Source organism: Kordia sp. (assembly GCF_022447245.1).
Lineage (GTDB): Bacteria > Bacteroidota > Bacteroidia > Flavobacteriales > Flavobacteriaceae > Kordia.
This window is the reverse complement of the sequence record NZ_JAKVBC010000031.1, coordinates 41,770-66,741: the sequence shown is the minus strand read 5'-3', so window position 1 is coordinate 66,741 and position 24,972 is coordinate 41,770. Positions and strand designations below refer to the sequence as shown.

Below are 24,972 nucleotides of genomic sequence, written 5' to 3'. Positions count from 1 at the left end.
TAGCATTTTGAATAATTGTACATTTGCACTCTTTATTTTAGAAGTATGAAATACGCAAGACTTACGAAAGAGCAATTAGAAGAATTACACCAAGAATTCATCAACTTTTTAGCAACACAATCCATTACTGCAGAAGAATGGGCAAAGTTGAAAACTGAAAAACCTGAGGTGGCTGAGCAGGAAATTGATGTGTTTAGCGATTTGGTGTGGGAAGGTGTTTTAAAACAAGCTACATACCTTGAAAATATTTCGTCGCAACACATGTATTTATTCCACTTGCGTGAAGATGAAATGAAATTAATCGCGGTTAAAATCTTAAACGAAGCAATTGATATTACTACGAAAGAAGGTTTTCAATGGTTGCGCGAAAACTACACGACTGAAGAAGTGGAAATATTAACGGCAAATAAAGCGTATTCAGAAGATAGAAATGCGGATAAATTTGCTTTACTAAAACAAGGTTCAAACATTACCAAAGGAAAATTATACCAATGGTTTGAAACGATGATGGCTTAAATGATTGATGGTTTTAGTGTTTAATGTCAATTTTGAGCATTACTGAAAGCACTTAGTTGGTAAAGGGAGTAATTAAATGCTAAGCTTAAAACTTATTATTTACAGGGAATCCTCCGCCAATGTGTGTAATATATTTGTTTCTAAAAATTATTTTTTCTGGATATTCTTTTAGCCACGAGAAGTAATATTCAATAAAATTTGGATTGTTTTCACAGAAGGTGATTGTGCAATTTTGAACTCCAGTTAAAGTAGCGTATGGCATTCTGTCAATATGATCTGCAATAATCATTGCAATTTCTCCTTTTGTGAGTGTTCGTTCTTGACATTCAGAAATAACATTGGTGTTTGTGTCATCTGTGAAGTTAAATGCTAATGAAAGTAAAATTGGTTTTCCATACGAAATTAGTTTTTTAGCTTCTTTAGATTTTATAATGTCTTTGGAATTCTTTACCAACGAGACTTCGTTCAGTAGCTGCTTAATCTGCGTTTGTGATTGAGAGAAACTATAATTTGATACGAAGATAAAAAAGACAACTAGAAATGATCTCATGTTTTATTTTGATTAAAATACACTCAAATATAGGTATTATTTAGCCTAAAATTTTTCCGAATTCGCCAATAGTACACTTCAATGAGTAAACGTATTTTATCAGCAAGGTGTAATAATCTATCACTTTATCATTCTCAAAAAAAATAAATAGACTTATATTTGCGGCTCAATTCAGAATCATGGCAAAAAAACCAAGCACAGCAAGAGGAACAAGAGATTTTTCTCCAATCGAAGTTGCAAAACGTAACTACATATTTAACATCATAAAAACTGCTTTTCAAAGTTTTGGATTTCAGCCTATTGAAACACCGTCGTTTGAGAAGTTAGAAACTTTAACTGGAAAATATGGTGAAGAAGGAGATAAGCTTATTTTTAAAATTCTAAACTCTGGAGATAAAGTAAAGAAGGCTGACCTAAAAGCTTTGGAAGAAGGAAATCTTGCTCGTTTTTCGAATTCTTTATCAGAAAAAGCCTTGCGTTATGATTTAACCGTTCCTTTTGCTCGTTATGTAGTGCAACACCAAAATAATATTACATTTCCGTTTAAACGTTATCAAATTCAGCCAGTTTGGCGTGCTGATAGACCAGCTAATGGTCGTTTTAGAGAGTTCTTTCAATGTGATGCTGATGTCGTTGGTTCAAAATCGTTATGGCAAGAAGTAGAATTTGTTCAGTTATATGATAAAGTCTTTTCTAACTTAGGTTTGAATGGTGTAACGATTAAAATCAACAACCGTAAAATCCTTTCAGGAATAGCAGAAGTAATTGGTGCGAAAGATAAACTTATTGATTTTACAGTTGCCTTAGATAAGCTAGATAAGATTGGCGAAGATGGTGTGAAAAACGAAATGTTAGCCAAAGGTATTTCTGCGGAAGCGATTGAAAAAGTACAGCCTTTATTCGGTTTTTCAGGAAACTTAGATGAAAAATTAGAGCAATTAAAAGGTTTATTAGCAAATTCTGTTGAAGGAATGGAAGGAATTTCGGATTTAGAATTTGTCTTTGAAGCAATTCATGTTTTAGGATTAGAAACTGCTACGTTAGATTTAGATATTACACTTGCTAGAGGGTTAAATTACTATACAGGCGCTATTTTTGAAGTAGCTGCACCAGAAGGCGTAAAAATGGGCTCTATCGGTGGTGGCGGACGCTATGATGACTTAACAGGAATCTTCGGTTTAAAGGATGTAAGTGGAGTAGGAATCTCATTTGGTTTAGATAGAATTTACTTGGTGTTAGAAGAATTGGATTTATTCCCTGAAACGGTTTCTGATAAAGTAGATGTATTGTGTGTTAATTTTGGAGAAAAAGAAGCATTGGCATCTTTAAAACTAATCAAAGTCTTACGTGAAGCAGGAAAAAGTGCAGAATTGTTTCCAGACAATAAGAACATGAAAAAACAGATGAATTATGCCAATAAGCGTAACATTCCGTATGTAATTATTATTGGAGGAAACGAATTAGAAAACAATACTTGTGTTGTCAAAAATATGAAAGCTGGAACACAACTTGAAGTTCCTTTTGATGAAGTATTGACGGCTTTTTAAGCTTTAAATATTAACTACTGAATTTTAAATTGAAAAAAGGTTTCTTTCAAGATCCAAGATTCAAGATCCAAGATCCAAGATTGAACTTAACAAACTGCTATATCTGCTGTTATTTGATAATAATTTTTTTAATTAAACTACCTTCTGTAAAATCTAATTTTATAATATAAAGTCCTTGCTTTATTTGTTGTATATCTAATGTGGTTAGTGATGTATTTCCAGGAACAGGATGTTGTAAAATTTGTGATCCTAGTAAATTATAGAGCGTAATGTTATGCAATGAATGATTGGCCGTATCGATGTAGAGTTTATCTTTTACAGGATTTGGATATATATTCACGTTAGTTAAAAGCTCATCATCAACTCCTAAATTAGTCACGGTAACATTTACCGTTTTGTTTATAGCATTACTTCCGCATTGTGTATTTGTAGCCGTTAGTGTGACTGTATAATCTCCAGAAGCAGCATAGGTGTGCGTTGGACTTACATCTGTAGACATATTTCCGTCACCAAAATCCCAAGAATATGAAGTAGCATCAGAAGAAGTGTTTGTGAAAGTTACGTTTCCATCATCTGCTCCACTAACTTGAAATGTATAATCAGGAGTAGGAGAAGGGTTTATTGTAACAGTAACTTCTTTCCGAGCGCTTTTTAATGAATTTATTTTCCAATCATAAAAGAAATAATAGAAATCTGCGCCTGCACTGCTATTTTTGATTGAGATACTTCCGTTGGTATACGGGTAATTTACTCCAGAATTAGTTCTATAAACTGATAAACCTGATGATAATTCTTTTATCGCTAAACGTAGATTGTTAGCTATAGGTAAAATGAAATCCAAATCTACTGTTTGTACGCCCGAGGTTGGAAGAATTACAATTCTTGAATCTAGCATATTACCTGAACTATCTTGTAATTGTATTTCAAGCTCTCCTGCTTGGTTAGAATTTATTGCTACTTCATCTAACATCACAGATTCGACACAATCGAATATTAAGTATTGAGCAACATTTGTAAACTGAGATCCGCCCGAAGTGCTATCTGTAATACCAACATTTGCTTTGCTAATAACATCTTCTACATAATAACTTGTTGTGGAAGTTAAAGTAGGTGTATTGTAAGTACTTCCCGTAGCTATAGGTGTATCTCCATTAATAGTTGTATACCAATTTAAATCACCATTTCCAGTAGCAGATAACATAGCAGATCCTGAATCACAAAAATCAGTTCCATTTGCTACTGGTGTCGCTGTAGTAGCTGTCATAGTAACGTTCTGTACTGTTTTAGCATTGTCAGTTACGGTAACTGATATTGTTTGTGGTACATATCCCGGAGCTTCATAAGTAACACTGTAAGTTCCTCCATCTATAAGTCTGTAATAATCTCCGTGTTCTTCATAAGAAAAAACATAAGAATTTAATTTATCATGTCCAGCAATGGAAATTTGTGCCACAATAGGATTTCCAGATTCATCAGTTATCTTTCCTTGAAAACCATAATTAGCTTGTTTCATATAGTCTAAGAAAGCTTGTCTGTTAAATTCCCAGTGATTAGGTAATTCTGCTTGAGGTAGAAATTTGATGTCAGATAATTCTAAGGTTACTTCTTTACTATGGAGGTAAAAGTTGGTATAATCTTGTCTTCCGCCATACACTAAAAACCATTGTACTCCATTCGTCACACCAGGACTTGGATATATATGGGAGTCTTCATCAACAGTCATATAAGTTGTGTCTCCTAAAAGATCACTGGCATTTTGTGCACTGGTAGCATATATTACAGAAATACGCTCATAATAATCATGATCGGCATGTTGCGTTGTTGTGTTGTCATACGGATAGTTTACTAATTCTGTTCCGCCATGAAGATTTGCCACAAGTACAAAGTTTCGTGAAGCTTGGAAATTCATAAAAAATTCAGTTTCTGCTTCATAATTACCACTTACAGCATTAGTGTGAATTCCGCCTAAGTTATCAGGATAGTTACGGTTTAAATCTTGTCCAGAAGAATTGGATCTAGTAGGATTATTGATCGTGTTACTTCCAGCAGGACCATAAGTTCCGTCTGGATTTGCTAATGGATTGATATAAATTTCTGTAGAATTTACTATATCAGCTATCTCATTATTTGTTGCGTAGTTTGAAAGTAAATAGTCAATGAGTCTAATCATTAATGGATATCCAGCTAGTTCATCTCCATGCATAGAAGAAGAATAGAAGAATTCAGGTTCTGCTTCTTTTATAGCTACATTATCAGAAATTTTCAAAACATATAATTCTCTTCCATTTGGAGTAGTTCCTATGCTTTCTAATGAACATAAATTTGGATAATCAGTTACAAAAGATTGCATTTTAGCAACATATTGTGAATAGGTTGGGTATAAGTTCCACTCTGTATCCCACTGAGCTAGTGTGTGTTCAGTTTGGTTTGCATGTGGATTGAATTCGTTGTCTTCCGAAGAAACTTCATAATCTAAACCGTAAGTTAAAAACCGATTGAATGTAGTAGGATTTGCATAGGCTTCGACTTTTAGTGTTTGTCTATTAATTGATTTGTGTCCAAAAGAAAGAAACGAGGCAATTTCTTGTAATTGTGCCTCATTTTGCGCTGTAAATTGAAAACAAACTTCTCCTTTTTGCCTCAAATATTCTTCAGCTTTAGAACGATCTCTGTTTTGGGCATTAGCAACGTAAGTCAAAAAAATAATTAATATGAAGAGTACGGTAGTTTTTTTCATTCTAAATTGTTTTTCTGAGGTGTTGTGGTTGTAAAATAAAAAGTAAAAACAGGTATTATAACAATCTTTTATAAGTTTTCCTGCGCTTGTGCGTTACAGGGTCAAAATGTTTCCATATTTTATTGATAGCAGTGTTTTCGATCAATTCGGGAGTTCTAATACATTCAAACACATTTTTTTCTTTGAAAGTTAAGTAATATTCTAAAAATATAATGGCAGTCAATCCTTTGTTCTGGTATTCAGGATGTACGCCAATCAAATAAAACGTGATGTTTTTTGGCTTTTTGCGCGCTTTCAACATGTGAAAAATCCCGAATGGAAATAGCTTCCCGTTTACCTTTTGTAAAGCTTTAGCAAAGGAAGGCATTACTATGGCAAAGGCAACTAACTTGTCATCTTTATCAACAACAAACTTAATAAATTCAGGATTGATAAATCCAATATATCGATTCTTAAAATATTCTTTTTGAATATCGTTTATAGGAACAAAAGATGCCAACGACGCATATGAAGCGTTGAATAAATCAAACATTTCATCTACATAAGGCATTATCTCTTTTGTTTTTGTAAAATTGAGCGGGCGTAGTTGATATCTTTTTTTGATTAGATTTTGAATGCGCTCAAAGTTCTCTGGTTTTACATTTTCAAAAGGAAACTTATTTTCTAAATATTCTTTCTCTTTAACCAATCCGTGATGAATTAAGTGCTTCTCATAATACGGATGATTATACCAAGTAATCATGGTTCCAATATGATCAAAACCTTCCGTAAGAACACCAACTTTATCTAAGTTAGAAAATCCAACAGGACCTTCCATATATTCTAAATTATGCGAACGACCAACTTCAGCGACTTTATCAAGCAATGCACCAGAAACTTCTAGATCGTCAATCATATCAAACCAGCCGAATCGCATTTTGGAAAGTTTTTGTTCTTTCACTTCTATCCAATTCACAATAGCGGCTACACGACCTACAATTTTTCCTTCTCTATATGCTAAGAAAAATTGTGCATCTGCATCTAAAAATGCTGGATTTTTATCTTTGTTAAACGTTTCTAATTCATCTTTAATAATAGGTGGAACCCAATATTCAGAACCTTTGTAAAGACTAAAAGGAAATTTTACAAATGCTTTTAATTCTTTTTTATTGACTACTTCTCGAACTTCAATCATTAACTATAAATTTGGTTGGCAAAAAAATATTAGTTGTCATTGTCGTTACCTCCATCATCTTCAAACTTCTCTATTTCTTTCTCGTCTTTTTTCTTCTTGTTTTTAGGGGCTTCACCATTAGGATCTTGTTCTTCAATAGGAATCAATTCATCCTCGTGCCAGTCATCAAATCGGTACGAAATTCCAAAACCTGCAAAAATACGTGTTGGAGTGTTTTTAATACCAGCACCAATATAACCATCTAACTGAAAATCTTCTCCTAATAAATATGCGCCACCAGCTCTAAACAAACCATCTGCATACAAATCACTATCAATTCCTTGATGTTCTATAAAAGCAGACCATTTTGGATTGTCAAACGCGTGTGTTAACGTTAAAATATAGCTCAATTCTTTAGAATCAGATGTAATACGATCGTAGGTAATATTGGTTACAAAAACCCAACGACCTGCAAAGTGACTTTGTGTGGCTACGGTAACTTTTGGACTTACGGAAGGTTCTGTGCGCGGAAAATATGGGTTGTCTGAAAACACAAAATTTGCACCAGCATACACACCAATAGCTGGAATTAAATCTTTCCAACGGAATGAATTATTCGCTTTCCAACTATATAAATTCGGTTTTTCTAATTCAGATTTTAAATATGGATCATAAATCATGTATTTCGCACCAATTGTATGAGATAAAAAGCCATTTCTGTTAAACTCAAACGCAGGACTTAAAGCATTGTTTGTAAACGTATCAAATTGATATGCTCCTTCCCAACTAATCTCTAATTGTTCTTTAAATAACCCATAACGCAATGCGAAATCGAGACCAAAGGCATTTACTTCTGTATTTAACTTTTTATGTTCTTGTTTATCTACAAACATTCCGCCTTCAAACTGAATTACTCTTTTACCCACAGAATATGCACTTATGGATGCTCCAGGTCGATTGGAATTAATTACTTCTGTATACTGAGCAAATGCAGCAGTAGCGGAAAATAGAAAAACGATAACTGCTAAGAAAGATGATGTTTTCATATATTTTAAAAGATTATTTTTTGTCTGTTAAGTAAACATCTGTCAATAAAGATAGCATGAATACTACAAAAATGACATGACATGTTTTTTTCTTAAAATTTTAACAGGTTAAGTCAAAACTACACAAAATTATAGTTTTTTATCTAGTAAAAACGATATTAAATCTGCATAAATTGTATTTTTGAAAAAATATTGGTTTAGAGAATATGTTGATAAATTTATTAAGAACAATAGCAATCATAATTCTGGTTATATATGCATTACGCATCATAGGCAGACTTTTTGCACCTTTTATGATTCGCTATGTTGCCAAAAAAGCGGAAAAGCGTTTTTCGGAACAATTTAGACAAGAAGCTCAGTTTCAACAGAAAAAACGCGCTAAAGAGGGAGAAACTACTATTGATACCATGCCAAATAATCGAAAATCCTCTAAAGATGTCGGAGAATATATAGATTTTGAAGAGGTAGATTAACATTTTGTCAATTTTCCACGTAATAAAAGTCTTTTCGAAAAGGTTTAGTATATTGCTTTCAATCCGCACACTTTTAAAACTTACATCAAGTGAATTTAGATATAAAAAAATTAATCCCACATGCAATTGCATTACTGCTTTTTATAGGAATGTCATTGGCATATTTTTACCCTGTAGCACAAGGAAAAAAAATGGTACAACAAGACATTACCTTGTACTCAGGAATGGCAAAAAAACAAAATGATTATAGGGATCAAACTGGTAAAGAGTTGTATTGGACGGATAATGCTTTTGCTGGTATGCCTACGTATCTCTTAGGAGCAAGATATCCACATTCGTATATCAAAACACTTGATAGAACCTTACGCTTTTTACCACGTCCAGCAGATTATTTATTTCTTTACTTTTTAGGGATATATGTACTATTACTGGTACTTCGAGTCAATTGGAAACTCGCTATTTTAGGAGCCATAGCTTTTGGGTTTTCCACTTATTTAATCATAATTCTTGGAGTTGGTCATAACGCAAAAGCACATGCTATTGCTTATTTCCCTCTGGTCTTAGCAGGAATACTGCTCACATTTCGGAAAAACTATATTTGGGGATTTTTACTTACAGCAGTCGCCATGTCACTGGAAGTAATGACATCACATCCACAAATGACCTACTATTTAATGTTGTTGGTATTAGTTCTTGGAGCTGTGTATTTATCAAAAGCGTATCAAGAAAAACAAATTCCGCATTTTTTTAAGTCTGTTGGATTATTAATAGTAGCTGTTGTTTTAAGTTTAGGAGTTAACAGCGCAAGTTTAATGACGACAAAAGAGTATGCCGATTGGAGTATTCGTGGAAAAAGCGAACTAACTGTAAATCCTGATGGTACAAAGAAGAAGAGAGAGGGACTTTCAAAAAAATATATAACAGAATACAGTTACGGAAAAACAGAAACATTCAATCTTCTAATTCCAAGATTCATGGGAGGAGGAGATGCTGAAAACTTTGGTACAGATTCTAAAACATTTAATTTCTTACTTCAAAATAACTATTCAGTTGCTAAAGCTCGAGAAACAGTTCGAAGATTGCCAGGATATTGGGGAGACCAACCAATTTTAGCAGCACCAGCGTATGTTGGCGCAGTAATTATTTTCTTAGCATTATTGGCGTTATTCTTGGTCAAAGACAGAACAAAATGGTGGCTTGTTGGAGGGATTTTAATGTCATTATTGTTGTCATGGGGGAAAAACTTGAACTTTTTGACTGACTTTATGATTGATTACTTCCCGTTTTACAATAAATTCAGAGCAGTTTCGTCGATACAAGTAATTTTAGAATTATGCATTCCTATCTTAGGAATATTAGGATTGGCAGCCTTGTTCCGAAAAGAAAGAAATACAACTGAAGAGAAACAAAAAGCACTGTACATCAGTACAGGAATTATTGCCGGAATCATTTTATTTTTCCTGTTATTCAAATCTAGCTTATTCAATTTTGAAGGCCCTGGGGATAAAGGGATAAATCCTGTGTTTTTAGAGATTTTAAAAGAAGATAGATCGGCTATTTTTTCACAAGACGCAATTCGTTCTTTACTTTTAATACTGGCTACGGCAGGTGTTTTATGGGCACTTATACATAAAAAAATAAAAGAAAATATTGTCATTGTGATCATAGGTGGTTTGCTATTGTTTGATTTGGTAGGTGTAGCACAACGTTATGTATATGATGACGGTGATCGATATGTAACAAAAGCAGAATTTGATAATCCGTTTGAAACATACGAGGTAGATAGAAATATTTTAAAAGATAAAGGACATTACAGAGTATTTGAACCAAGATTGCGACTAGCACATTCGCGTACAGCATATTTTCATAATTCTTTAGGTGGATATCATGCGGCAAAACCTAGACAGTTTCAAGAACTGTATGATTTCTATTTAGATTACGGAAGAAAGTTTGAATTTAATGCTAGAAACGTCAACATCTTAAACATGTTGAATGTAAAGTATACTATTGATGAAAAGAGAGATGAACAAGGAAGAACCATCGGGCTAGTAAAAATTAAAAATCCGTACCCAAATGGAAATGCTTGGTTTATTGAAAAAGTAAATTTTGTGGAGACAGCAGATGAGGAATTACTTTCACTTTATGGTTTTGATACAAAAAACGAAGTACTTTTCAGGAAAAAACAAGAAGGAGCCACAACGATCAAAAACGTATATGGAAAAGATTCTTTGGCCAGTGTAACACTAACAAACTATAAACCAGATAATTTAGAGTATACTACGGAAAACTCAAAACAAGGATTTGCAGTATTCTCAGAGATGCATTATCCTCATGGATGGAATGCATATATTGATGGAAAATTGGTGCCTCATTATCGTGTGAATTATGTGTTAAGAGGTTTGGAAGTACCAGCAGGAAAACAGACTGTTCAATTTAAGTTTGAACCTGAAGTTGTTAAAAATGGAATAACTGTTTCGTTGACAAGCAGCATTATTTTGATGCTATTAATTCTCGGAGGAATCTATTATGAATTTAGGCGAAAAAAACAAACGTTAGCAAAAGATTAATTGGTTTCTAAGTGTATGGCAAAAAAGGTAGTAATTATTACATACTACTGGATACCTGCGGGTGGACCAGGCGTGCAACGATGGTTGAAATTCGTAAAATATTTGCGAAATTTTGATATAGAGCCCATACTTTTTGTTCCAAAAAATCCTAGTTACCCGATGATTGACGAAACTTTCTCAGCAGATATTCCTGAAGACGTCACAATTATCAAACAACCTATTTTTGAGCCTTATAAATTTGCAGAAATATTCTCCAAAAAGAAATCCAAAACCATTAGTAAAGGAATTATAGCAAATGAAAAGCAATCGTTTGTAGAAAAGTTATTGCTGTACATTAGAGGAAACTTTTTTATTCCTGATGCGCGAAAATATTGGGTGAAACCTTCTGTAAAGTTTTTGAAAAAATATTTAAAAGATAACAATATAGACGCTGTGGTAACTACTGGTCCGCCACATAGTTTGCATTTGATTGGACTCCAACTTCGAAGAGAACTGAATATAAAATGGTTGGCAGATTTTAGAGATCCGTGGACAAGTATTGGCTATCATGAAAAGTTACGATTGACAAAAAAGTCACATCAAAAACATCTTCAATTTGAATCGGAAGTACTACAAACTGCCGATCAGGTTGTGACCACAAGTTTTACAACTAAAGAAGAGTTTTCAGCACTTACAAATCAACCTATAGAAGTTATTACCAATGGATATGACGTTGAAAAATATACTCCAACTCCAATGGATGAAAAATTCACCATCTCACATATAGGTTCGCTGCTTTCTGAACGAAATCCTTTGATTTTATGGGAAGTTGTAGAAGAATTGGTTCAAGAAGATCAAGATTTTGCAAAAGATGTTCAGTTACAGTTTGCGGGTGTAGTTAGTGAAGATATTCAATCTGTCATTCGTGAGACAGGACTGGAAAAGTATACTACTTATTTTGGATACGTTTCGCATCAAAGAGCATTACAATTACAACGTGCATCGCAACTTTTATTAGTTATTGAAATTGACGCAGAAAAAACCAAAGGAATCATTGCAGGAAAGCTATTTGAATGTATGGCTGCAGAACGTCCAATTATTGGATTAGGTCCAAAAGATGCAGATATTGCAAAGATCATTCAAGAGACCAATACAGGCACTTATTTTTTATATACTGAAAAAGAGAAACTGAAAACACAAATTGCAGCTTATTACGAAGCATATAAGCAGCAAAAATTAAACGTTTCTGCAATTGGACTGCAACAGTATTCGCGCAAAGCGTTGACACAAAAATTAGCGGAAGTTCTGCATTCACTTTAATGTTATAAATAGATTTCAATTGAAAAAAATCGACTTCGTATTCTATTCATATCCTATTCAAGAAGAATTTAAAGATACTGCTTTATATAAGAAAGCTGCAGGACTGGGCGCACTGATCAATTTTGATACATACAACAATGTACTTTCAATATCAAAGGTAACAGATGAATTGATCAAGGCTACTATTGATTCGCATATTGAAGATACTGAGCCAAAAAACTATGAAGAAGAATTACCTCCTTTTGATGGAGGTTTGCGAATAGAAAAAGACGATTTAAGTATAGATTATCAGTGTTGTACAGATTTGGGAGATGCTGTAGAATGGGAAAAAGTCATTTCGAAAAAATCACAAACTTGGAAACAAATCTGGATTGGACATCCATGGATATTTTATCGATATAATGGTGTCAATATAGAATTGTCTGAGTATTATGATGATATACCAGATGATGATGATATTCAAGGAAAAATGACATGGAGTAGAGGTGCGTTTGCAACGGAATTAAATCAAGCGCTTGCAGACTTAGAAGTATTTAAAGAAAGACTTTACAAAGTCATTGATGCTGGTAACTACGACAATAAAGAAGTATTAAAAAGAAAATTGATTCCATAAAAAAAACCTTACTCAATTTTTACATCAAGTAAGGTGCAGTAGAAATTGAACAACTATATTAGTTTCTACTTCTTGAACTTCTTTTTCTGCTATTGCTGGTTGCCTTTTTTGAAGAACGATTTGAGCGTGATGTTGCAGATTTTCGCTGAGAAGAACGATTTGATCTTGTAGCTCCAGAAGAATTGCTTCTTTGTGGCTTTGCTATGGTTCTTCTGCTAGAACTTCTATTGTTTCTTGCTGAGCTATTATTACGTGTACTTCTTGTTGCTCTTACATCTCTCGACGTTCGTGAGTTGCTACGTGTAGCTCTTGTATTATTTCTTGTTGTATTAGAACTAACACTACTATTATTATTTCGAGTTGTTCTTGTGTTTCCGCGTTCAATGCGTGCATTATTACTATTACTGCTACGAACGCCACCTATTCTTGTGTTGTTGTTACGTGTAGTTCTTGTATTAACACTTCTTGTATTGTTACGTGTTGTTGAACGTGTTGTTGTTGCTTGACGTGTGTTGCGTGTATTTGTACGCGTTACAGTTCCACGTGTGTTGTATATTGCAGCATCATTTCTACGAGATACTCTACGATCGTTTCTGTAAATACTTCTTCTATTAGTATTCGCACGAGCAGCACTGTGGTAAATATGTCCAACTCTAGCTCTTGAATATCTATATCTGAAGTTGTTTCTATACGGACTGCAATACGTGTAACGAACTGGCGTATAAAATCTTCTATATGGATTAACGCTTACCAAACAAAAGTTAACTCTTGGACGGAAAAATACGGTATTGTAATAAGCCGTTCGTCTGTAAATTCGGTTATATGGGTTTATAAAGCCTCTGGTATGCGAGAATCTTGAAAACGAATCATAGTAAATAAACAATCCACCAACTTGTACTAAATTTCCAAAATGATTATAATTAAAGTTAACATCTCCAATTCTGTAGACCCTTCCGTAATAATCGTAAAAGATAGGTGTGTTTTCTATTTGAATAATTGCTCCGTAATCATCATACTGAACAAATGGATTATAATCGTATCCAGAATTAAAAGAAATTTGTAAACCGCCAACGTTTACATTAGCGCTAACATTAGAGTGTAAGCGATTGATGAAAAAATCAAACTCTCCATCATTATATACTGAAAACGTAATTCCATTTTCAACGAAAGTAAATGCTTCGTTAGATAATAAAGAATTCGCTACTGTAGTGTCCATCCGTTTTGCCTCAGCAGTACTAACCGCTAAGAAAAACAATCCTGTGAGTGTAATGAGTACTTTTTTCATAACATAAGGTTTTAATATTCAATTAATAGTAACCAAACAGCGTGCCAAAAATTAAAGAATCCTTTTTAGAAAAAAGTAAAGAGCGTAAAACGAGTTTATTAACTGATGTAAAGTATGGTTTTGCCATACTATAAAGTAGTTGCAAATAATTACTTTAGTCAGCGAAAATATAGTAGTGCTGTAGCCGTACATAAAGTTACATGAAGAATTTAGTTATAATCGTTTGATATGATAAATTTTGTAGTTTAGTTGGCTCCTTCTTTATGTTTATAAAAATACGAACGCAGCGAAGAAATAATTGGAGCGTTTTCTTTATACTATAAAAAAATAACCTCGTGAAGCGTAACACACTTCACGAGGTTTTATGTTTTAAAAAACTAATTAAGATTAGTCTTTTTTATTTCTTTTGTTTTCCTCCTTTTCTTCTATAATAATATAAATCTTCATCATCTGCTGGCACATTGTGTCCATCTTGATACTCGTCATCTATATAAATGTCTCCACCATCCACTCCACAAGAACCACCAACTACAATTGGTTTTACCGATCCAGTCTGTCTGATCAATCTTCCCCAACGGTTGTACTTTAAACGCAATCCACCAATTTGTCTTAGTTTCCCATGTCTGTCGTGGTAACGCATGTAAATAGATCCAATTCTTTTTACTCTACCAAAACGATCATAGTTGATGAATAAATTTCCAATTCTTCGAACTCTTCCGTTGTGATCGTGCTCTACGCGTACACCAACATTTCTGGTGTTGTAACGATTTGCCCTTGTCCTCACTCTTGGTGCACCATACGTTGTATTTACATAGCTTCTTCGTCCTCGTCTGTAGTTTACAGGATGTGTGTTAAAATCGAATTCTCCATTTAAGAAAACAAAAAATTCTACACCTCGCTCTACAAACTGAATTGGTTGTGCATAACGATAGCGATTGGTTAACCCATTTTCGCTTCCGTATGTTTGGTCGCTCATTACATTTGCCTGTGTAGAAGTTACACTCAGTAACAATCCTACGAATAAAAGATAAAAGTTTTTCATATTCTGTACTTTTAGGGTTATGCCTACTCTTTAGCTTTTCGGCGTGCGCTATTTGCTTTTAGTAAAACCAATTTCGTGCCAAAAATGTAATATGTTGATAATTAGAATTTTAAACGTAGTTTTTGATAAGTATTTTTTAAAGTATATTCATAAGCGATAGTTGAAATCTGTAACAATTTGAAGTTTCTTTAGACAGTTGTTGACAATTATATATACTCAAATGCTATACGGGAAATAAAAAATTAAACTTGAATAATCCATGGTTGGTCACAATAATTTCTACCATAGTAGGTGTTATAGTCGGATTGTATATTACAAGTCATTTTCAGGAAAGAAAGTTGTATCAAGCTAAAGAAAAGGCATTGATACAAGTGAAAGGTTAACTAAACTTTAATTATGTCTTGTTGAAGGATTTTCAAGAAAAATTAGATGAAAAATATGCACCAATGGCTATTATAACGTCAAGTTTGAATGCAAATATGAAATTAGTGATTCCTAAAGATTCATTGCAAGTATTTATTGATAAAACAAACAAAGCGTTTACCTATGAAGGATTCACTGCTGTAAATGATACTATGATTCAATTGCGCTGAGATTTGAATATTGAGTTAGAATCTAAACCAATGGCAAAAAACTTATCAAGCTTGGTGTGGGATTCATATAAGCAAACAGATTTCTTATCGATTACAAATTTTAAATGTATGACCAATGTAGAAACATTTTACATTTTACAAAAAGAAGCCAATACCATTAAAGAAACATGGAAAAATAAGTTGTTTCACATGGGTTCTGTGAAAAGTACAGAAAGCACTCAAGATTTTGTAAACAATTGGAGAGTATTATTGGTGAAACAGAATCTATTATTAAGTTATTACGAATCAATAGAGATGGTTTTGAATAATTGTGAATAGATTTTAGCATATTTGTACTACTGAATATAGCCAACCAAAGTATATGTCTGTCAAAAGTAAACATTGTCCCAACTGTGATTATCAACTAACACGTTATCATAACTATTGTCCTAATTGTGGGCAAAAGGTAGATGATAAACTCAATATGCTTGTGTTATTTCATAATACAGTGATGAACTATTTTTCGGTAGATGCACGTTTTTTTAGAAGCTTTATTCCTTTATTAACCAGACCAGGTTATTTGGCTAAGAAATTTGTATCTGGAAAGCGACTCATGTATTTGCATCCAGCACAATTTTACTTGTTTGCGTCTATTGTCTTTTTCTTTATTTTTTCGGTATCTACAAGAGCTACACAAGAACGTATTGAAGATGGTTTTGTAAACTCCTTTGGAAAAGAAAATGCATTAGTAAAAAAAGCAGAGCGGATTCGTGATTCTATTGTACAAGTACTAGAGAATGATTTGGTTGAAACCAAGGGAAAAGATAGTATATCGATTCAAAAACTTACCAATTTCCTTACAACCGGATATGTAGAGCCACATGATAGCATTCTAAATGATACTACACGTATTAAGCTACGTAAAAAAAGCAATCCTACATATGAAAACAATACTGTTTTTGGTTTTAATTTTGATACTAAAAAGCTCGATTCGTTATACCTAGCAGGTGCTACTATGGATGAAAAACTTAAAGCAATAGGTTATGTAGAATCCGATGGATTATTTGCCAGATTTTTTGGAAAACAATTTATTAAACTTCGTGAAAAAAAAGGAGATGGAATTTTAAAAGCATTTATGGATACTATTCCAATTTCCATGTTTTTTCTAATTCCAATTTTTGCGTTATTACTAAAGTTATCCTACAGAAAACGCGGATGCTTTGCGCATCACATGGTATTTAGTTTTTACTTTTTTGCTTTTATATTCTTAGCATCGAGTATTATTATTACCACGAATTTGATTTTAGAAATTCCTGATTGGATTGATATTACGTTACTTCTTTCAATGCTGATTTACTTAATCTTAAGCTTGAAGCATTTTTACGAACAAGGATACTTTAAAACGTTTTTTAAAACCCTTTTGTTGACGTCTATCTATTTGATTTTTGTGGTGCCGCTGACATTTGTAATACTTTCAATAGTATCATTTTTATTATACTAGCATTATTGATATTGTTTTTTGATAATATCAATGAGTTTTGCATATTTAGCCAATGTACACAATTCCATTCTCTATGTTCAGAGCAATTCTAATTGCTTCAAGAGCATTGTTAACTCTAAATTCTAATGACTTTTGATCTAAATGTTGTGTTGCTCCAATAGTGATACTATTTTCTTTCACTAACTCTAGTTTACTTTTAAGTTGCACTAATTCTTTACCATGAGCCTAAATGTCCTCAAAAGCTAATGAATTTAATAAGCGACAACTAAGTTTTTGTAAAATAGGAGCATTCCAAATAGTTTTCCGCCAACTTTCAAAACCAAATAAATCATTAAAAGGTGCTTTGGCCTTCCCGTTTATGTTTAATCCTTTTATTTACAGTTGGGTCAATTCTGTATGCATAAACGATTAGACTCATTTTTTAATTCGTAAATAGCTTTCAGAGTTTTTCCTTTAAATACTTTCCAGTAAAAGAGTTTTTATGTTTTGCAATTTCCTCTGGAGTTCCTGAAGCAAGTAATGTTCCACCGTTTTTTCCTCCTTCTGGACCTAAATCAATGATATGATCGGCACATTTAATCAATTCAATATTATGTTCAACCACAATGATAGAATGTCCTTTTTCAATTAATGCATCAAAAGAAGCGAGTAGTTTTTTGATATCGTGAAAATGTAGTCCCGTTGTTGGCTCATCAAAAATAAACAAGGCTTTTTCTTTTGTGTTTCCTTTTACCAAAAATGATGCAAGCTTGATTCGTTGTGCTTCTCCACCAGAAAGGGTAGAAGAGCTTTGCCCAAGTGTTACATAGCCTAAACCAACATCTTGTAAAGGTTTCAGCTTTCGGTAAATCTTCTTTTGATCGTGCTTTGTAAAGAAATCCATTGCATCATCAATCGTCATGGTCAAAATATCATCAATATTTTTCCCTTCATAAGTAACCTCTAGAATTTCTTTCTTAAAACGTTTTCCTCCACAAGTTTCACATTCCAAGTGTACATCGGCCATAAACTGCATTTCAATGGTTACTTGTCCTTCACCTTTACAAGTTTCACAACGTCCGCCATCTACATTAAAAGAGAAATGCTTTGTTTTATAACCGCGTATGTTTGATAACTTCTGACTTGCATACAAGGCTCTATTATCATCATAAGCTTTGATATAGGTTACCGGATTAGAACGTGAAGAACGTCCAATCGGATTCTGATCAACAAACTCAATATGTTTTACAGTACTATATTTTCCATCCAATTTGGTAAATTGACCTGGTTTTTCTCCATAACCGCCAGTTTCTTTCAACATAGAAGGATATAATATCTTTTTAACCAACGAACTTTTCCCACTTCCAGAAACACCTGTTACTACGGTGAGCATGTTTAATGGAAATGTTACATTGATATTTTTTAGATTATTTTCGCGAGCGCCAATAATCTCAATATACTGATTGGAAGTTCTACGTTTTTTTGGAACTTCAATCTCCATGGACTTGTTGAGGTATTTTGCAGTCAGCGAATCCGCTTTTAAAATGGTTTTGTAATCCCCAAAGGCTACTACATTTCCTCCGTGTGTTCCTGCTTCTGGACCAATATCGATAATTTCATCGGCTGCATGCATGATATCTTCGTCGTGTTCTACAACGATTACCGTATTTCCTAAATCGCGCAATGATAGTAACACTTGTATCAAACGTTCACTGTCTTTTGGATGCAGTCCAATACTAGGTTCGTCTAAAATATACATGGAACCAACTAAACTACTTCCCAACGAAGTTGCCAAGTTAATACGTTGCGATTCTCCACCAGAAAGTGAATTCGATTTACGATTCAGTGTCAAATAATCCAATCCGACATTGGTTAAAAACTGCAAACGATTTTTGATTTCTTTCAATAAACGTGTAGCGATTTGCTCATCATGCTCGCTCAATTTCAAAGCATCAAAAAACTGTACTAACTCTTTTAGTGGCAATACAACTAAATCAGTAATGGTTTTTCCTCCAATTTTCACATAATTCGCTTCTGGGCGCAAACGTTTCCCATCACAAACTGTGCATTTTGTTTTTCCACGGTAACGCGAAAGCATCACACGATTTTGAATTTTATAACTTTTCTCTTCTAAGAAAGCAAAAAACTGATGCAATCCTTCAAAGTATTCATTTCCGTCCCAAACTAGTTTCTTTTGCGCGTCTGTTAACTCAAACCAAGGCTTGTGAATTGGAAAATCAAATTGATATGCATTATTTACCAATTGATCTCTGTACCAACTCATACTTTCGCCACGCCAAGGGAAAATAGCATTTTCATACACTGAAAGTCCAGTGTTTGGGATTACCAAATCTTCATCAATTCCAATCACATCTCCATAACCTTCACACTTTGGGCAAGCTCCATACGGGTTATTAAAACTGAACAAATGCACATTAGGTTCTAAAAATTTCATACCATCAAGCTCGAACTTGTTACTAAAATGCATCATTTTTTTATCGCTAACAGTTTCAATATAGCATTCGCCTTTGCCTTCAAAGAAAGCAGTTTGTATAGCGTCTCCTAAGCGATTGTAAAAATCTTCATCATGAGCAACCACAATACGATCCACGACTAATGAGAAATCTTCCGAGAAGTCTTCATTGATCTCATCAATACGTATAATTTCATCATTTTTCTTAATTCTGGCATATCCTTGTTGCGTTAAGACTTTAATGGTATGAAATGCGCTACGATCTTCAGGAATCGTTACAGGCGCCAATAATAGCAACTTACTGCGTTCTTCGAATGTTTTTACGCAGTTGATAACATCGGTTACCGTATGTTTTTTTACTTCTTCACCCGAAATGGGAGAGTAGGTTTTTCCAATACGTGCATACAATAACTTTAAATAATCATAAATCTCGGTTGTTGTTCCTACTGACGAACGCGGATTGGTAGAATTTACCTTTTGCTCAATGGCGATAGCAGGAGCAATTCCTTTGATATAATCCACTTTTGGTTTGTGCAAACGACCTAAAAACTGTCGCGCATACGATGATAAGCTCTCTACATAACGCCGTTGTCCTTCAGCATATAAGGTGTCAAAAGCCAGACTTGATTTTCCTGAACCTGAAAGTCCAGTAATCACAACCAATTTATTTCGTGGAATCACCACATCAATATTTTTAAGGTTGTGCAGTTTTGCACCTTTAATGATGATATTTTCTTTTGGATTTATAGTTGCGAGATCTTGTGTCATTGGAAAAAAATAATTGCAAAGATACTGCTTTTACACCTTGAAATAAAATCATTTTATAGTAAAGCAACTTTTTAAGTATTTACTTTTTCTATAAATAAATCTTTTAAAATGACCGTTTTAGCGCGATAAATTCAGTGAAAATGTTAAAATATTGGAATTTATTTGCATTTTTTTAACGAATGTTGTTATATTTGAGAATCATTAATCAAACTCTACAAAACATCTGCGTATAACGAAAAACTACTTTTTTTAAAAATTCGGACAAATTATCAGCCTCGATAATTATTATGTAAAAAAGTAGTGTTATGGGACAGATCCTGCAAGATTCAGTAATGGTATCTAATTACATCAAAGGTGACGAATGCGCTTTAGGCGTGTTAATAGAGCGTCACAAACAACGTATATACAGCTTTATATACTCTAAAGTGTTAGATAGAGATATCACAGAAGACATTTTTCAAGACACTTTTATCAAAGTCATCAGAACTTTGAAAAAAGGAAATTATAATGAAGAGGGAAAATTTTTGCCTTGGGTAATGCGTATTTCACATAATTTGGTCATTGACCATTTTAGAAAAAATAACAGAATGCCTAAGTACGATAATAATGGAGATTTTAATATTTTCTCAGTGTTGAGCGATACAAATTTAAACGCGGAAAACAGAATTATTAAATCTCAGGTGGAAAATGATGTACGTCGTTTGGTTGAGGAATTACCAGCAGACCAAAAAGAAGTGTTGTTAATGCGTATGTATCAAGATTTAAGTTTCAAAGAAATTTCAGAAAAAACAGGCGTTAGTATTAATACCGCTTTAGGAAGAATGCGTTATGCACTTATCAATTTGCGAAAAGTGATTGATAAACATAACATAGTTTTAACAAACTAATACAATAAAGTAATAAATCATACGTTGTTGTTTAAAATATAAACACCGACGTATGGCAAAAAATTACACTAGGAGTTCACCAGAAATGAAAAAAATGCTTCCTAAGAAGGAAACCATCAGTTTCTTATTGAACTATTCGAAAGCTTTAAGTGTTATTAATTACAAAAGGATGAAGTTTGAAACACTTCTCAACTAAACTTTGGAAAAAGACTCGTTAGCTGCGAGTCTTTTTCGCTTTTAAATAGTCATTTATTACAGTTTTTCTACCGATGGTTTTGGTAATAATATCTTTTTCTAAATCCCAACCGCGTGCAGGAGAATATTCTCTACCGTACCAAATAATTTGTAAATGTAAATCGTTCCATTTTTCTCTTGGAAACAAACGCTTTGCATCTCTTTCGGTCTGTACTACATTTTTTCCATTAGATAGATTCCAACGATACATCAATCTGTGAATGTGTGTATCTACTGGAAATGCAGGAATACCGAAGGCTTGACTAATTACAACGCTTGCCGTTTTATGACCAACCGCAGGCAATTGTTCTAATTCTTCTAAGGTTTTAGGAACTTCTCCGTTATGTTTATCAATCAAGATTTGTGACAAACCGTGAATTCCTTTCGATTTCATTGGCGATAAACCAACAGGCTTGATGATTTCTCGGATTTCTTCTACGGTCAATTTTACCATATCGTGCGGATTATCTGCTCTTTCAAAAAGTAACGGTGTAATTTGATTTACACGAACATCGGTACTTTGTGCGGACATTAATACGGCAATTAATAAAGTATAAGGATCTTTGTGATCGAGTGGAACTGGAATATCAGGATAAAATTCTTCTAAAGTGTCAATTACAAACTGAACTTTTTCTTGTTTAGTCATTTTTCAGTATTTTTGAACAAAAATAATCAATAATAAAATTGAAAGCTATGAATACCTTAAAAAGTGGAGATAAAGTACCTGATTTTACTGTAAATGATCAAGATGGAAATGCAGTTTCGTTATCAGATTATGCAGGAAAAAAATTAATTGTCTTCTTTTATCCAAAAGCGAGTACGCCAGGTTGTACTGCAGAAGCTTGTAATTTGAGAGATAATTATGCAGAATTGCAAAGCCAAGGTTTTGAGTTGTTAGGTGTAAGTGCCGATTCAGAGAAAAGACAAACCAATTTTAAAAATAAATACGAATTTCCTTTTCCTTTACTAGCCGACGAAAACAAAGAAGTCATTGAAGCTTTTGGTGTTTGGGGCGAAAAGAAATTTATGGGAAGAATTTATGATGGAATTCACCGTAAAACCTTCTTAGTAAATGAAAACGGAGTTGTAGACCATGTGATTGATAAAGTGAAAACCAAAGATCATGCAGCTCAGATTTTGGCACTTTTGAATTAATGGGATTGATTTGATGATTTGAAAATATTTTTTTCACATCGGACGCAGTCGAGATGATTGTGAAGTTGTTATTTTCTCAGTAATTTTCGATTGAAGTGATATTTTAAAATATACTAACAGACTTTACTAAATTGTAGAGTCTGTTTTTTTATAACTAGTTTTTCGTCTTTTGAGCCTTTTGTTTTTGCTTTTCTTTTGCCTTGTCAATTCGTTCTATCATTTTTTCATAAGCTTCCTTAGTCATAGAAATAAGTCGTTAACTTCTTAGGTGTAGCACGCTCAAATAATCTTTAGAAACCACCATGTGTGTTTCCCAATTTGAATATTTCCAATGCATCAATAAGGTAAAAACATCCGTTACTGTCATTGCATCTCCAGCATATTTTGTGTGTATATGAATAGCGTTATATTCTTTGTTGTCATTTTGATATTCAATAGGAGTAACTTCTGCTTGAAGTCGTTTTACACCAACTATTTTATTGTCTTTGTCAAAATCAATACAATAATCATTTCCAAAAACAGCCATGCCAGTTTTTTTTAGAACCTGTTACGATATACGCTTTCTTTTTTCCTTTATAGATTAATGGAAGAATCTTTAACTGGATATTATTATACGTTTTAAAAAGCTTATCAGTTCTGATACGTTGCTCCGATTTAGAACGAATTTCGCATAAATCAGTTTCGTAAGCATTAAAGTTACGTTCAGTGACGTCAATTCCAGTTTCTGTTAAATTGTGAGAAGCATCAAGTGTAATTCCTGCAATCACTTTTGCATTTTTTGCTTTTGAGTAGAATATGAACTTTGAAACGGAATCTTGCTTATAAGAGATATATCCACCAATATTATCACGGTTTTTATATTTCTTTAAATATAAATCGGCTCCTTTTTATGCTATAACTTGTAACTCATAAAGCTTGGTAGCTTCCTTCATGATTTCTGCATTAATAGTATCAAAATCTTGAGAAAAGCCTTGAAAAGAAACACTTAACAAAAATAGAACGAGTAGTTTTTTCACGTAATTGTTTTGGAAGAAACCAAGGTACATTATTTCAATTGAAAATCTAAAAAAAGCTCCTAAAAAAGGAGCTTCTCATATTATTTGTTTTCTATCAATTCACTTTTACCTTGTTGCAAATAACCGAATAAGTTTTTCTCTTTAATGATTTCGGCAACACCATCTGGAAGCATTTCTTCCCAACCTTCTTCATTGTCAGCAATCATTTTTAATACTTTTCTAGAGAAAATGTGGAGAATGTCGTTTTCAAAATCAAAGATATCAACTACTTTACCATTGTATTTAAAGAACTTGTACAGCTCTTTCATACGTGGATGTACTTTTAAGTTGTTACTATTTACCAATTCACCAGTTTCCTTTCGCTTCATTGGATACAAGTATACTTTTAAGTCTTTGTAGAAGAGTTTTCCAAATGCTTCTAGAATTCCTCCACTTACATGACGATAGTATTTTTCATCAAAAATATCGACTAAATTATTAACTCCCATAGTCAATGCCATACGCTCTTTGGTGTAGTTAGAGAAGTAATCAACCAAACGGTAATATTCTTTGAAGTTTGAAATCATAACCGTTTGTCCAAGCGAACCGAGTAATTGTGCTCTGTCCATAAAATCTTGTTCATCAATTTCACCTTCTGCACGAAGATTAGATAACGTGATTTCAAAAAGTACAACTGTTTTTTCTTCTTCAACTTTATTTTCACGAATAAAAATTTCGTACGACTTTTTAAACATATCCATATTTACCTTAGTCACAGGTCTATAGCTTCCGCGAAGTGCCAATACATTTTTTTTGTACAATAAACGTGCTGGAAGTATATTGTTACCGTCAGGACCAAAAATAACGGCTTCCGTCATACCATTTTTCAAGAGTTGTAAACTCATCAAACGGTTATCAACTTCGTCAAATTGCGGGCCAGAAAAGTTAATCGTATCAATTTCAATCTTATCCTTGTCAATATGATCATACAAGCTTTTGAGTAACTGTTTAGGATTATCATATTTATAAAACGCACCAAAAATTAGGTTAACACCCATAATTCCCAGGGTTTCTTGCTGTAATTTTGCATCAATTTCGTGGAAACGTACGTGTAAAACGATTTCGTTGTATTCTTGAGATGGGTCAATTTGGTACTTGATTCCCATCCATCCGTGACCTTTGTATTTCTTAGCAAAGTCAATTGTAGCAACGGTATTTGCAAAACTGAAAAACATTTTATCAGGATGTTTCTCGCGAGTAATACGTGCTTCAATTAGCGACATTTCATGCGATAACATTTTCTTTAAACGTGCTTCGGTTACATAACGGCGATCGTTTTCAACACCATATATGGCGTCACTAAAATCTTTATCATACGCACTCATTGCCTTTGCAATAGTACCGGAAGCACCACCTGACCTAAAAAAGTGACGGACAGTTTCTTGCCCAGCACCAATTTCTGCAAATGTTCCGTAGATTTGACTGTTTAAGTTAATTCGTAATGCTTTCGCTTTGATGGAAGGTACATTCTCTATCACCTTATCACCTTTGTAGACAATAGCCATGCGTGGATAAATTTG

General features: G+C 33.4%; 24 protein-coding genes. 11 read left to right on the top strand and 13 right to left on the bottom strand.

Annotation, left to right across the window (positions count from 1 at the left end; all coding sequences use genetic code 11):
• Nucleotides 1–45 precede the first annotated feature (45 nt).
• Nucleotides 46–516, top strand: coding sequence for a DUF6495 family protein (locus MK119_RS18390; protein ID WP_290681837.1), 471 nt, complete (start codon nucleotides 46–48; stop codon nucleotides 514–516).
• Nucleotides 517–601: 85 nt separating this feature from the next.
• Here the strand turns inward: MK119_RS18390 and MK119_RS18385 are convergent, their stop codons facing one another.
• Nucleotides 602–1,066, bottom strand: a complete 465-nt coding sequence (locus MK119_RS18385) for a hypothetical protein (protein ID WP_290681835.1) — start codon at nucleotides 1,064–1,066, stop codon at nucleotides 602–604.
• 179 nt (nucleotides 1,067–1,245) lie between these two features.
• Here MK119_RS18385 and hisS point away from each other — a divergent pair, with 179 nt between their 5' ends.
• A complete protein-coding gene (gene hisS, locus MK119_RS18380; protein ID WP_290681832.1) occupies nucleotides 1,246–2,613 on the top strand; it encodes a histidine--tRNA ligase in 1,368 nt (455 codons plus the stop codon).
• A gap of 109 nt (nucleotides 2,614–2,722) precedes the next feature.
• Here hisS and MK119_RS18375 read toward each other — a convergent pair whose 3' ends face one another.
• The 3 genes from MK119_RS18375 to MK119_RS18365 are packed head-to-tail and all read right to left on the bottom strand — an operon-like array spanning nucleotide 2,723 to nucleotide 7,549.
• The gene (locus tag MK119_RS18375) at nucleotides 2,723–5,350 is read right to left on the bottom strand and encodes a M14 family zinc carboxypeptidase (protein WP_290681830.1); all 2,628 of its coding nucleotides are present in this window, start codon (nucleotides 5,348–5,350) and stop codon (nucleotides 2,723–2,725) included.
• A gap of 55 nt (nucleotides 5,351–5,405) precedes the next feature.
• A complete protein-coding gene (locus MK119_RS18370; protein WP_290681827.1) occupies nucleotides 5,406–6,524 on the bottom strand; it encodes a GTP cyclohydrolase in 1,119 nt (372 codons plus the stop codon).
• A gap of 29 nt (nucleotides 6,525–6,553) precedes the next feature.
• Nucleotides 6,554–7,549 (bottom strand): transporter, encoded by a 996-nt coding sequence (locus MK119_RS18365; RefSeq protein ID WP_290681825.1) that lies wholly within the window; start codon nucleotides 7,547–7,549, stop codon nucleotides 6,554–6,556.
• A 206-nt stretch (nucleotides 7,550–7,755) separates the two neighbouring features.
• Here MK119_RS18365 and MK119_RS18360 point away from each other — a divergent pair, with 206 nt between their 5' ends.
• From MK119_RS18360 to MK119_RS18345, 4 genes are all read left to right on the top strand, one after another.
• Nucleotides 7,756–8,022 carry a DUF4834 family protein gene (locus tag MK119_RS18360; RefSeq protein ID WP_290681823.1) on the top strand — a complete coding sequence of 89 codons (267 nt, stop codon included), beginning with the start codon at nucleotides 7,756–7,758 and terminating at the stop codon, nucleotides 8,020–8,022.
• Between the two features lie 89 nt (nucleotides 8,023–8,111).
• On the top strand, nucleotides 8,112–10,589 hold the full coding sequence (locus tag MK119_RS18355; protein ID WP_290681821.1) for a YfhO family protein: 2,478 nt from the start codon (nucleotides 8,112–8,114) through the stop codon (nucleotides 10,587–10,589).
• A gap of 15 nt (nucleotides 10,590–10,604) precedes the next feature.
• A complete protein-coding gene (locus MK119_RS18350; protein ID WP_290681818.1) occupies nucleotides 10,605–11,888 on the top strand; it encodes a glycosyltransferase in 1,284 nt (427 codons plus the stop codon).
• Between the two features lie 19 nt (nucleotides 11,889–11,907).
• Entirely contained in the window at nucleotides 11,908–12,501 is a 594-nt protein-coding gene (locus MK119_RS18345) for a hypothetical protein (RefSeq protein WP_290681817.1), read from the top strand.
• 58 nt (nucleotides 12,502–12,559) lie between these two features.
• On the opposite strand, the gene MK119_RS18340 is transcribed toward MK119_RS18345, so the two are convergent.
• Both MK119_RS18340 and MK119_RS18335 read right to left on the bottom strand, forming a co-directional pair.
• Complete coding sequence (locus MK119_RS18340) at nucleotides 12,560–13,786, bottom strand: hypothetical protein (protein ID WP_290681815.1); 1,227 nt, start codon at nucleotides 13,784–13,786, stop codon at nucleotides 12,560–12,562.
• Between the two features lie 397 nt (nucleotides 13,787–14,183).
• Nucleotides 14,184–14,828: a hypothetical protein gene (locus tag MK119_RS18335; RefSeq protein WP_290681813.1), complete on the bottom strand. Its 645-nt coding sequence runs from the start codon at nucleotides 14,826–14,828 to the stop codon at nucleotides 14,184–14,186.
• Between the two features lie 404 nt (nucleotides 14,829–15,232).
• Between MK119_RS18335 and MK119_RS18330 the strand changes: the two genes are divergently transcribed.
• From MK119_RS18330 to MK119_RS18320, 3 genes are read left to right on the top strand one after another with little or no spacing between them, the layout of a single operon-like run.
• Nucleotides 15,233–15,421, top strand: coding sequence for a hypothetical protein (locus MK119_RS18330; RefSeq protein WP_290681811.1), 189 nt, complete (start codon nucleotides 15,233–15,235; stop codon nucleotides 15,419–15,421).
• A 30-nt stretch (nucleotides 15,422–15,451) separates the two neighbouring features.
• On the top strand, nucleotides 15,452–15,739 hold the full coding sequence (locus MK119_RS18325) for a hypothetical protein (RefSeq protein ID WP_290681810.1): 288 nt from the start codon (nucleotides 15,452–15,454) through the stop codon (nucleotides 15,737–15,739).
• Nucleotides 15,740–15,782: 43 nt separating this feature from the next.
• Entirely contained in the window at nucleotides 15,783–16,901 is a 1,119-nt protein-coding gene (locus MK119_RS18320) for a DUF3667 domain-containing protein (protein WP_290681809.1), read from the top strand.
• A 45-nt stretch (nucleotides 16,902–16,946) separates the two neighbouring features.
• On the opposite strand, the gene MK119_RS18315 is transcribed toward MK119_RS18320, so the two are convergent.
• Both MK119_RS18315 and uvrA read right to left on the bottom strand, forming a co-directional pair.
• Nucleotides 16,947–17,081, bottom strand: coding sequence for a hypothetical protein (locus MK119_RS18315; RefSeq protein ID WP_290681808.1), 135 nt, complete (start codon nucleotides 17,079–17,081; stop codon nucleotides 16,947–16,949).
• A gap of 259 nt (nucleotides 17,082–17,340) precedes the next feature.
• On the bottom strand, nucleotides 17,341–20,121 hold the full coding sequence (uvrA, locus tag MK119_RS18310; protein ID WP_290681807.1) for an excinuclease ABC subunit UvrA: 2,781 nt from the start codon (nucleotides 20,119–20,121) through the stop codon (nucleotides 17,341–17,343).
• A 305-nt stretch (nucleotides 20,122–20,426) separates the two neighbouring features.
• Here uvrA and MK119_RS18305 point away from each other — a divergent pair, with 305 nt between their 5' ends.
• Nucleotides 20,427–21,008, top strand: a complete 582-nt coding sequence (locus MK119_RS18305; protein WP_290681806.1) for a sigma-70 family RNA polymerase sigma factor — start codon at nucleotides 20,427–20,429, stop codon at nucleotides 21,006–21,008.
• Between the two features lie 214 nt (nucleotides 21,009–21,222).
• Here MK119_RS18305 and nth read toward each other — a convergent pair whose 3' ends face one another.
• Entirely contained in the window at nucleotides 21,223–21,888 is a 666-nt protein-coding gene (gene nth, locus MK119_RS18300) for an endonuclease III (RefSeq protein WP_290681805.1), read from the bottom strand.
• A 47-nt stretch (nucleotides 21,889–21,935) separates the two neighbouring features.
• On the opposite strand from nth, the gene bcp reads away from it, so the two are divergent.
• On the top strand, nucleotides 21,936–22,397 hold the full coding sequence (bcp, locus tag MK119_RS18295) for a thioredoxin-dependent thiol peroxidase (protein ID WP_290681804.1): 462 nt from the start codon (nucleotides 21,936–21,938) through the stop codon (nucleotides 22,395–22,397).
• Between the two features lie 256 nt (nucleotides 22,398–22,653).
• On the opposite strand, the gene MK119_RS18290 is transcribed toward bcp, so the two are convergent.
• From MK119_RS18290 to MK119_RS18275, 4 genes are all read right to left on the bottom strand, one after another.
• Entirely contained in the window at nucleotides 22,654–22,923 is a 270-nt protein-coding gene (locus MK119_RS18290; protein ID WP_290681803.1) for a hypothetical protein, read from the bottom strand.
• Nucleotides 22,904–23,164, bottom strand: coding sequence for a hypothetical protein (locus MK119_RS18285; protein WP_290681802.1), 261 nt, complete (start codon nucleotides 23,162–23,164; stop codon nucleotides 22,904–22,906). Before MK119_RS18285 ends, MK119_RS18290 begins: the two co-directional genes overlap by 20 nt.
• A gap of 120 nt (nucleotides 23,165–23,284) precedes the next feature.
• Nucleotides 23,285–23,413 carry a hypothetical protein gene (locus MK119_RS18280; RefSeq protein WP_290681799.1) on the bottom strand — a complete coding sequence of 43 codons (129 nt, stop codon included), beginning with the start codon at nucleotides 23,411–23,413 and terminating at the stop codon, nucleotides 23,285–23,287.
• An 80-nt stretch (nucleotides 23,414–23,493) separates the two neighbouring features.
• Nucleotides 23,494–24,957 carry a TonB-dependent receptor gene (locus MK119_RS18275; protein ID WP_290681796.1) on the bottom strand — a complete coding sequence of 488 codons (1,464 nt, stop codon included), beginning with the start codon at nucleotides 24,955–24,957 and terminating at the stop codon, nucleotides 23,494–23,496.
• Nucleotides 24,958–24,972: the final 15 nt, after the last annotated feature.

What these genes read in the sequence shown, in the direction of transcription:
- uvrA (WP_290681807.1), bottom strand. Translation starts at nt 20,121, where the DNA reads ATGACACAAGATCTCGCAACTATAAATCCAAAAGAAAATATCATCATT.
- bcp (WP_290681804.1), top strand. Translation starts at nt 21,936, where the DNA reads ATGAATACCTTAAAAAGTGGAGATAAAGTACCTGATTTTACTGTAAAT.
- MK119_RS18275 (WP_290681796.1), bottom strand. Translation starts at nt 24,957, where the DNA reads ATGGCTATTGTCTACAAAGGTGATAAGGTGATAGAGAATGTACCTTCC.
- MK119_RS18320 (WP_290681809.1), top strand. Translation starts at nt 15,783, where the DNA reads ATGTCTGTCAAAAGTAAACATTGTCCCAACTGTGATTATCAACTAACA.
- MK119_RS18350 (WP_290681818.1), top strand. Translation starts at nt 10,605, where the DNA reads ATGGCAAAAAAGGTAGTAATTATTACATACTACTGGATACCTGCGGGT.
- MK119_RS18370 (WP_290681827.1), bottom strand. Translation starts at nt 6,524, where the DNA reads ATGATTGAAGTTCGAGAAGTAGTCAATAAAAAAGAATTAAAAGCATTT.
- hisS (WP_290681832.1), top strand. Translation starts at nt 1,246, where the DNA reads ATGGCAAAAAAACCAAGCACAGCAAGAGGAACAAGAGATTTTTCTCCA.
- MK119_RS18365 (WP_290681825.1), bottom strand. Translation starts at nt 7,549, where the DNA reads ATGAAAACATCATCTTTCTTAGCAGTTATCGTTTTTCTATTTTCCGCT.
- MK119_RS18390 (WP_290681837.1), top strand. Translation starts at nt 46, where the DNA reads ATGAAATACGCAAGACTTACGAAAGAGCAATTAGAAGAATTACACCAA.
- MK119_RS18375 (WP_290681830.1), bottom strand. Translation starts at nt 5,350, where the DNA reads ATGAAAAAAACTACCGTACTCTTCATATTAATTATTTTTTTGACTTAC.
- MK119_RS18290 (WP_290681803.1), bottom strand. Translation starts at nt 22,923, where the DNA reads ATGGCTGTTTTTGGAAATGATTATTGTATTGATTTTGACAAAGACAAT.
- MK119_RS18385 (WP_290681835.1), bottom strand. Translation starts at nt 1,066, where the DNA reads ATGAGATCATTTCTAGTTGTCTTTTTTATCTTCGTATCAAATTATAGT.
- MK119_RS18305 (WP_290681806.1), top strand. Translation starts at nt 20,427, where the DNA reads ATGGGACAGATCCTGCAAGATTCAGTAATGGTATCTAATTACATCAAA.
- MK119_RS18340 (WP_290681815.1), bottom strand. Translation starts at nt 13,786, where the DNA reads ATGAAAAAAGTACTCATTACACTCACAGGATTGTTTTTCTTAGCGGTT.
- nth (WP_290681805.1), bottom strand. Translation starts at nt 21,888, where the DNA reads ATGACTAAACAAGAAAAAGTTCAGTTTGTAATTGACACTTTAGAAGAA.
- MK119_RS18335 (WP_290681813.1), bottom strand. Translation starts at nt 14,828, where the DNA reads ATGAAAAACTTTTATCTTTTATTCGTAGGATTGTTACTGAGTGTAACT.
- MK119_RS18325 (WP_290681810.1), top strand. Translation starts at nt 15,452, where the DNA reads ATGGCAAAAAACTTATCAAGCTTGGTGTGGGATTCATATAAGCAAACA.
- MK119_RS18360 (WP_290681823.1), top strand. Translation starts at nt 7,756, where the DNA reads ATGTTGATAAATTTATTAAGAACAATAGCAATCATAATTCTGGTTATA.